The sequence below is a fragment of the [Clostridium] symbiosum ATCC 14940 genome, assembly GCF_000466485.1.
GTDB classification, from domain to species: Bacteria; Bacillota; Clostridia; order Lachnospirales; family Lachnospiraceae; genus Otoolea; species Otoolea symbiosa.
In genome coordinates this window covers 9,559-17,943 of record NZ_KE992927.1, presented here as the reverse complement: position 1 = coordinate 17,943, position 8,385 = coordinate 9,559, and the positions used below count along the sequence as shown (strand labels likewise).

The 8,385-nt window shown below is 47.9% G+C and carries 6 protein-coding genes and 1 pseudogene; 2 read left to right on the top strand and 5 right to left on the bottom strand.

What is annotated here, in order from left to right:
• Positions 1–172 precede the first annotated feature (172 nt).
• Genes CLOSYM_RS12380 through CLOSYM_RS12370 form a run of 3 tightly spaced genes read right to left on the bottom strand, consistent with a single transcriptional unit; the run spans position 173 to position 2,833 of the window.
• On the bottom strand, positions 173–1,891 hold the full coding sequence (locus CLOSYM_RS12380; RefSeq protein ID WP_009297875.1) for a sensor histidine kinase: 1,719 nt from the start codon (positions 1,889–1,891) through the stop codon (positions 173–175).
• Positions 1,863–2,603 (bottom strand): response regulator transcription factor, encoded by a 741-nt coding sequence (locus tag CLOSYM_RS12375; protein WP_003498049.1) that lies wholly within the window; start codon positions 2,601–2,603, stop codon positions 1,863–1,865. Before CLOSYM_RS12375 ends, CLOSYM_RS12380 begins: the two co-directional genes overlap by 29 nt.
• A 26-nt stretch (positions 2,604–2,629) precedes the next feature.
• Positions 2,630–2,833, bottom strand: a complete 204-nt coding sequence (locus CLOSYM_RS12370; protein WP_242828677.1) for a hypothetical protein — start codon at positions 2,831–2,833, stop codon at positions 2,630–2,632.
• Between the two features lie 219 nt (positions 2,834–3,052).
• Between CLOSYM_RS12370 and CLOSYM_RS12365 the strand changes: the two are divergent.
• Positions 3,053–3,367 (top strand): annotated as a pseudogene (locus CLOSYM_RS12365) (GNAT family N-acetyltransferase); the annotation flags it as partial.
• A gap of 166 nt (positions 3,368–3,533) precedes the next feature.
• Here the strand turns inward: CLOSYM_RS12365 and CLOSYM_RS12360 are convergent.
• Positions 3,534–5,192, bottom strand: a complete 1,659-nt coding sequence (locus tag CLOSYM_RS12360) for a DEAD/DEAH box helicase (protein ID WP_021642367.1) — start codon at positions 5,190–5,192, stop codon at positions 3,534–3,536.
• Positions 5,193–5,485: 293 nt separating this feature from the next.
• Between CLOSYM_RS12360 and CLOSYM_RS12355 the strand changes: the two genes are divergently transcribed.
• Positions 5,486–6,292 carry an amidohydrolase family protein gene (locus tag CLOSYM_RS12355; protein ID WP_021642365.1) on the top strand — a complete coding sequence of 269 codons (807 nt, stop codon included), beginning with the start codon at positions 5,486–5,488 and terminating at the stop codon, positions 6,290–6,292.
• A gap of 6 nt (positions 6,293–6,298) precedes the next feature.
• Here the strand turns inward: CLOSYM_RS12355 and CLOSYM_RS12350 are convergent, their stop codons facing one another.
• A complete protein-coding gene (locus tag CLOSYM_RS12350) occupies positions 6,299–8,005 on the bottom strand; it encodes a glycosyltransferase family protein (RefSeq protein WP_021642364.1) in 1,707 nt (568 codons plus the stop codon).
• Positions 8,006–8,385: the final 380 nt, after the last annotated feature.

Sequence of the window (8,385 nt, the reverse complement as noted above, 5' to 3'; positions counted from 1 at the left end):
GTTCCGGACGCGTCCTCCAACCTCAGTTAAATATTAACTGACATTGGAGTGTGAACAGTAATCTCCCGGACAAATAGAATAATTTTAAGTAAAAAGAATGTTCCAGGCCGCTGACACCGGCCTGGAACATTCTTTTACATCTTATATCTTTATTTTTTCGATTATCTCTTCTCTATTCCGCTTCATTGACAAACATGTCTTCCGCTTTATCCGGCATTCTATTCCTGTCCCATTCGATTTTTACTTTAAAGAGATCTGCTTCAATTCCCACCTCCATCGTGCCCTTCTGTAATTCCACAAAACTTCGGGCTATCGCAAGACCAAGGCCGGAGCCTTCCGTATTCCTCGATTCATCTCCCCGCACGAACCGGTCCGTAATATCCCTGCCTTCCAGGGAAATCTCCGTAGCGGAGATGTTTTTCATGGAAACCATGACAGTCTCACCGTCATCCGTAATCTCCACATAGGCGCGTGTGCCGGGCAGCGCATACTTTACGATATTTACCAGCAGGTTTTCAAACACACGGTACGTCTTCTCGCTGTCCAGAATCAACACCGCCTTGTCATCCGGCATGTTCCAGCGGAATTCAACCTGTGAGCGTCCTATCTTGTCCTCCAGCTCCAGCCTCACCTGCTTCATCAGGCTGACAATATCCACCTCGACAAGATGGAGTGTCACATTATTGCTGTTCGCCTTGCTGATTTCAAATAAATCTTCAATCAGGCTTTTCAGGCGCATGGATTTCTGATCTAGAATCCTGATATAGTTCCGGCGCTCTTCTTCCGTTATCCCCTCTTTCTTCAGAAGGTTAACATAAGTAATGATTGCCGTAAGAGGCGTCTTCAGATCATGGGAGACATTCGTAATCAGTTCTGTCTTCATGCTCTGGCTTTTTACCTCTTCTTCTACGGCCTTTTTGAATCCGTTTCTGATTTTTGTAATCTCGCCCTTCAGCGGTTCAAATACGCCCAAATCCTCGTTAATTTCAACCTCCAGGTTGCCGTCGGCCATCTTTCCCGTGGCCTGCAGCAGTATCTCATATTTCTCCTGCATCCCGTCATAGATTCTCCTGAGCAGGAAAAACAGGACTACAGAGTAAATCATAAGTCCGAAAATCCCAAAGAACCAGAAGCAGCTTATCACGGTCAGCAGGACAAAATTAATGCCTACGATTTTTAACAGAAGCTTTGTCTGCTTATCCCTGAAATCTACAGAGCCGACCAGACCGCACGTTTTTTCTACCGCATTCTTGCCTCCCATCAGGAGCCATCCGATAATTGTACGTTCCTTCAGCCACCGTGTCAGGCCCATCGTAAAAATGGAATCCAGAGATACGACAAACCAGTATATAAAGGTAATGCCTACTGCCCACATAACAGCGTTGCCGGCCATCAGGATGCCGTATGCCTGCTGGTAGCTGAAATTCAGCTCCCGAACCAGTTCACTGGCAAACACGCCTGTGACAGTCCCGGCCACCACCTCCATTACAAGATATCCGCCTTCCGACATAAATGCCAGCGCACAGCCGCCGATTAATATCAGAAGCTCAAACGGCATCGCGAAGAACTTCCGTTCCGTAATTCCAAGGGGCTTAATAAGACCCGTAATAAATGCGACGGCGGCCGTCAGGAAAGAAAATCCCAGCAGCATCCAGGCTACTATCTGTTCAAACTTCCAAAAATTATGGAAGAGATATTCATCGCCGTTTATCGTCATCCAGTAACCTTCATAAACGTCATAATTAGAATTAGACGTAATCAGTTCCGCATTCATAAATGCCTGTTCCTTAAGCCACGGGTAGGAGGCCATCACAGCCGCCGTCATCGCGATAATTGTCAGGAGCACCAGAACGACTCCCATTCTATGGTAATTTCTCAATTTTGTATCCAACGCCCCACACCACCTTTAAATATTTTGGTTTTTTCGGATCTAACTCTATTTTCTCACGGATATTTCGTACATGTACCATGACCGTATCCGTGTTTATTGCCCGTTCGTTCCATACTCTCTCATAGATATCGTCAGCCGAGAACACATGACCCGGGTTCTTCATCAACAGGGAGAGTATCTTAAATTCCATCGGAGTCAGCTTTGCCGGTTCTCCGTCCACCATAAGCTCCACAGTATCCTCATTAAGTTCCAGCCCGCCAATCCGGTAAATATTGCTGTTCTCCCCGCCGTCCTTTTCTTCCTTCCTGTTCAGCAGAGCCATAAACCGGTTATATCTCCTGAGATGGGAGTTCACTCTGGCCAGCAGCTCCATCGGCGTAAACGGCTTTGTAATATAATCATCGGCTCCCATATTCAGTCCCATGATTTTGTCCACTTCCTCCGATTTGGCCGACAGAAAGATTACCGGAAAGTCATAATGCTCCCTGAGCCTGATGACCATTGTCACTCCGTCCATCCTCGGCATCATGATATCAACAATTGCCAGATGGATCTCCTCCCTCTCAAGTATCTCAAGTCCTTCCACTCCGTCGGCCGCCTGAAATACGCGGTATCCCTGTCCGCGCAGGAAAATCTCAATTCCTTCCCTGATTTCCTTGTCATCCTCAACCAGTAAAATCCGGCTTTCTCCTGCTCTGTTCTGAATTTCCATTTCGTCCTCTCCATATTACATGCGGCCTAGGCGCCCATCACTCTGTCCGGCCCCTGCAGAACCATCCGGCCGGAAGGTCTTACCACCGCGTAATTTTTCTTTTTTCTCTTTATTATACTACATTTTTTCAGTTCCTCCGCAGCAAGTAAGAGAAAATTAAGGAAAATAGTAAAAACCGTCACACATGCAATAAAAGATACCGCCGCCTCTGTAAAATATTCAGCATTCATTTTGTCAGTTCCCCCTTTCAGCTCCTTTTTTAATATGATGTTAGTATACATGGCGATTCTAAAGCCGGGTCGGAGGAAAAACCAAAGAATTTCTAAAGATGAAACAAAGATTTCAGGAAGGAAGGCTTGGCAGGGGAAAAGGCTGGATTGACTTGTCCGAATATGATAGTATAGAGCCAGAAATTACAACTCACAGATTATGCAAAGGAGGTGCCGGAGATGGCAGACCACAGCCATTTTGCCTGCCTGGTTTTTGACCGGAAGCGGTTTGTCGGGGCAGGCGGCGTAAGCTTTTTCAGAGTTCTCCCAACCTGCCATAATCCCAGCGGCAGAAAAGCATATATTATGAATATGTACACGGACCCGGATTACCGAAGAAAAGGAATTGCCCGGGAGGTTCTGAGTCTGCTTGTCCGGGAGGCAAAGAATAAAGGGATCACTGCCATATCGCTGGAAGCTACCGATGATGGCCGTCCCCTGTATGAAAAATTTGGCTTTATCGGCATGGAGAATGAGATGGAACTGCCGGAGTAAACGGATAAGGCTTCCGCTTATGATTTCCGGTCAGGAGAGCCCTAAAAAATTCTGACCCCTAACGATAACCTGCAAGCTCCGCGCACAGCTCACCGCCTTCAACACAAAAAAACTTCGGGCATTTTCTCCCGAAGTTTTTCTTGTGTATCTGTAATCACAGGCTTTATTAATTCCTGTTGGCTTTTTCCATGTGGACATTCTTGCCTTTAATTTTGACATCCTTCATCGCCTGTAATACGACGTCGGCCTGCTCTCTCGGCACTTCCACAAAGGTATATTTATCGAACATGTCAATGCTTCCGACCATTTTGCCCGGCATTCCGGATTCACCGGCAATCGCACCCAGAATATCTCCCGGTTTGATTCCCTGGTTCTTACCGATATTAATGAACAGACGGGCAACATTCTCGCTGCCGCCGCGGCTGCCTGATCTGGCTCCGCGTCCGTTGTTTCTGCTCCTTGCGCCCCGCTCGTAATCCTCCAGTTCATCCAGGGAACGCAGAGGCGTTCTCTCAACCGAAATATCTTCGTAGTCGTCACCCATGGACATCTTGAGGAGGGCCGCTGCCAGATCAAGTGTTGTATAGTCTTCCTCCAGCACTCTCTTCTCAACGATGTTTATAATTTTATCCAGATCACTATCGCGGATAATCTCTTCCACGCTGTCCATGATCTTCTCCACCTTAATCGATGTCACGTCATTCAGGGACGGAATCGGCTGTGGAATGATTTTAGTCTTGCAGTAACGCTGGATTTCTCTCAGCTTATATACTTCTCTGCCAACTACCAGGCTGAAGGCCTTACCTTCCCTGCCTGCACGGCCGGTACGTCCGATTCTGTGGACATAGTACTCGTCGTCCTGAGGAATGTCATAATTAAATACGGCTTCCACGTCGTCTACGTCGATACCTCTGGCAGCCACATCCGTCGCTATCAGAATATCGGTTCTGCCGTTTCTGAAGCTGTTCATGACACGGTCCCTCTGCATCTGCTTCAGATCACCGTGAAGTCCTTCGGCAAAATAGCCTCTGCCCTGAAGCTCCTGCACCAGATCATCCACCTGTCTTTTTGTATTGCAGAAAACGATGGAGAGCTTCGGATCATACATATCCAGCAGACGGCACATAACCTCTACTTTTGTCTTTGGCTTTACTTCATAATAATACTGTGTCACCTTCGGAACCGTCAGTTCCTTTTTCACTACCTTTACAATCTCCGGATCCTTCTGGAATTTCTTCGCAATCTCTGCGATAGCGGGAGGCATTGTGGCGGAGAACATCACAGTCTGGCGTTCTTCCGGAAGTTCGCTCAAAATGGTTTCCATATCTTCCAGGAATCCCATGTTAAGCATCTCATCCGCCTCGTCGAGAACTACTGTGTGTACATGCTCCAGCTTCAGCGTCTTCCTGCGCATATGATCCATAACACGTCCCGGCGTTCCGATGATAACCTGAATCCCGTCCTTGAGGGAACGTATCTGTCTTCCGATTTCCTGTCCTCCGTAAATCGGAAGAACCTTAACTCCGTGCATATATTTTGCAAGGCGCCTGATTTCCTCGGATACCTGGATTGCCAGTTCTCTTGTAGGGCACAGGATAATCGCCTGTAACTTTTTACTTTTCGGATCTACCTTCTGAAGAAGGGGGATACCAAATGCCGCCGTCTTGCCTGTTCCTGTCTGTGCCTGGCCGATGATATCCAGACCTTCAAGCTCCAGTGGGATCGACTGGCCCTGAATCGGTGATGCCGCTTCAAAACCCATATCTGTAACTGCGCGTAAAATCTTCGCATCTAAATTTAAATCTTCGAACTTAATTGCTTCCATTCTTTCCCTTTCCTGATTACAACTTCAAAAAAGAAGATTCAAGAAACGTCTCAGCTCTTGAATCTTCTCACTTTAACTATATCTTATAAACTATAGCAGATCTTTTGCACCTTGTCAATTGTGGATTTTTATTTGACAATTGCCCAGACCGATATTAGAATCATAAGAAGTATTACTGACGGCCAGGACGAACGGGACAGAATCCAAGCCACCGTTTACCCTGAAAGGTTCTAAACCGGTTAGCACACTGCATTGTATAAAATATAGCCTGATTTCACGGAAGGAGAAATATTATGAAAATTATTGACTCACATCTGCACTATTGCCCCGGCTCTCCCTATTTTGATGAGATCGCGGTAAGAGCGGAGCATATCAATAGTGGAGAACATCTGCGGGAGCAGTACCAGATATACGAAATCGAGACAGGCGTCGTGATGGGCAACAGGGGACTTTCCTTTGCCGAACATGATTATCCCGATTTTCTGCACTATTGCATCGGAATCGACAGCCATTACCTGAAACATCACGACATATCAGACGCCCACGATATGATAGAACAGCATCTGCAGAGGGATGCCTGCGCAGGCATCAATCTCTATCCGGGCTACAGCCCCGTTTATATCAGCGACGCCAGATATGAGCCGATCTATGAGCTGGCAAAAACGTACGGTAAACCGGTTGCCGTCCATATGGGCCAGACTGCCGGTTCCAACGCATTTTTGAAATACAGCCATCCCCTGACCCTGGATGAGGTGGCCGTAACGCATCCTGACGTCCGGTTCATCATGTGCCACTTTGGGAACCCCTGGCTGATGGATGCCGCCGCCGTTCTTGAAAAGAATGAAAATGTAGCTGCGGATTTATCCGGCCTTCTGGAAGGCAAGCTCGTACTGGCGGAGCTTTTAGAAGAACAGAAAGGTTATGTGGAAGCTCTGAAAACATGGATAGCCTACGCGCACTGCTATGATAAACTGATGTTTGGAACCGACTGGCCTCTTGCCAATTACGGGGATTATATCGGATTCACAAAAGCAGTCATTCCGGAAAAACACTGGGATAACGTGTTCTACCGGAATGCAAAGCGGATCTATTCTCTGTAACTGCCGTCAGATTGTTTTGTGCAAGCCCGTTTCCTGTCCGCCCCGGGAGCCGGCCAGCCATTGAATGGTCTGTCCAAACCCTGCGTACGCATACGGGATCAGCAGGATAAAGTAGCAGATTGTATACTGCCCCTTTCCCTCCCATGCCATGTGAAAGAGAAAGCCTCCGATAAAAATCACCGCCGGGATGAGCTGCTCCCATCTCAGCTTCCTGCCCGCAAACAGGAGAAACAGAAATGCTCCCATATAGATAAAGGTCTGGAACCAGTTACATACGCCCAGATACAGCCGGTTCAGCAGCCCCCCTTCCTTTAGGAGGGAATCCGTCATGCCCGGAAGGAGCCAGGAGCCTCCCTTCACCTCCTGTATCCACAGGCTCTGAAAGGTTGGCTCCGCCCATATGGACTGGGCCTTTCTCAGGAAAAAATCTGCCGCCTCCTCAGGCTGTGCGGCAAACTGAGTTATGGTATCCATCAAATCCTCCCGGATCGCCTCTTTCGTCTTTTCCGTATCATCATCGTTTCCGGCAAAAACACTGACATTATAACCGTTATACCATCCCGGCCCCCGGCTTCCTTCCTGAAGCCCCATCTCAACCCAGGCAGTCATCGGGATTCCCCCAGACACCGGCCTGCCGGTCGCCTGCTCCAGAACCATGTTCATCAGACGTCCGCTCCCCATATAAACCAGAATCATCAGTACAGCCGCCGCCAGGAACCTGGCCTTTCTCCGGAATACCCCCTCCGATAAAAGGTAGATAACCAATGCAACTAATACAATCAGATAATTCGATTTGAGAAGAACAGAAATTGCGGCTGTGACAGCTGCAATAAAAAAACGGCTGAGCTTCTCTGTCTCAATATATCTGTATACAAAATACAGTGCTGCTGAGGAAAGACAGAATCCCGGCATAGTACCGTAGACAAACGTAATATAGAAAGCAAAGGGCAGGCATGCGAATGTCAGAATTAAAATGCCCCGGATGCTTTTCAGACCAAACAACCGGACCGCCAGACAGCTGAGAAAATATACTCCGCCGAATATAAATCCGATATTCAGTATCTGGACCGCATACGGAGTAAGGTCCCTGAAAATCATTACGATAACCGCCAGAAATAGAATCAGGCCGTTCTGGGACGGATATGTATAAGCATACCCCAGCGGAACCATCGGAGAAGCATAGACAAAGCCCACCGCATCCCAGGGAGAATAATCCCCCGACAGGAGGGAACGGGCAGACTCCATCGCCATTCTCTGATCAGAATTCGGCCAGTACATCGTTATCAGCAGCCAAATCAGGTAAAATCCGGCAACAGCGATGATAAGCCTGCGGTACTGCCTGACCGTCAGACTGAATCTGTCCGCTCCGATTCTCCGTTTCCGGTAAAACCACACTCCGGCTGCCAGAAAAACAATCAGCAGGAGGATATGGACAACGGGCTGGTCCGGGCCGTACTGCACCTTCTCCTCTCCTCCGTACACGCTGCACGTCACAGTGGCGCTTATGGCTATAAGAAATAAAAGCACCGCGCCGAACAGGAACTGAACAAAGACAGTGCAGAGACGTTCCAGCACGGAAACCGGACCGCCGCGCCCGGATATGCCGGCTGCAATGTACGGCTGTGCCTTGTATTCTCTGTCTGCTTTCCTTCCGGTGATGCTTTTTTCCGTATATTTACTTTTATAATCCCTGCCGCCTGAATCTGTCTTCATATCCGTGCATCCTCTTATATGTCAACCTCGTTATGTTACTGTTCTCGTAATTAGGTTACGGTTCAGCCTTCGGCTAAACCGTAACAAATGATGCACAGAAACGGCACAAAAAACGCCGTTTCGCGCCGCACAACTCGGGATTTTCGCAAAAAGCAGCGAAAACACCTCGCGTAATACATCATGGCTGAACTGTTACGTAATTAGAGCAATCAGTCCGATATTACTTTAATTTTTAATAATTGTCAACATACTGCACCTTAAGAGATTCTTACATGTTAATCATCCGTTGTTAATTTTATTGAGAATGGGGGACGCATCCGGAACGGACCGGGGCCGGTATGGTGAAGGAGTCTGTCTGAGTCTTCCGTCCCCGGTTGGAG

What these genes read in the sequence shown, in the direction of transcription:
- CLOSYM_RS12350 (WP_021642364.1), bottom strand. Translation starts at nt 8,005, where the DNA reads ATGAAGACAGATTCAGGCGGCAGGGATTATAAAAGTAAATATACGGAA.
- CLOSYM_RS12355 (WP_021642365.1), top strand. Translation starts at nt 5,486, where the DNA reads ATGAAAATTATTGACTCACATCTGCACTATTGCCCCGGCTCTCCCTAT.
- CLOSYM_RS12375 (WP_003498049.1), bottom strand. Translation starts at nt 2,603, where the DNA reads ATGGAAATTCAGAACAGAGCAGGAGAAAGCCGGATTTTACTGGTTGAG.
- CLOSYM_RS12360 (WP_021642367.1), bottom strand. Translation starts at nt 5,192, where the DNA reads ATGGAAGCAATTAAGTTCGAAGATTTAAATTTAGATGCGAAGATTTTA.
- CLOSYM_RS12370 (WP_242828677.1), bottom strand. Translation starts at nt 2,833, where the DNA reads ATGAATGCTGAATATTTTACAGAGGCGGCGGTATCTTTTATTGCATGT.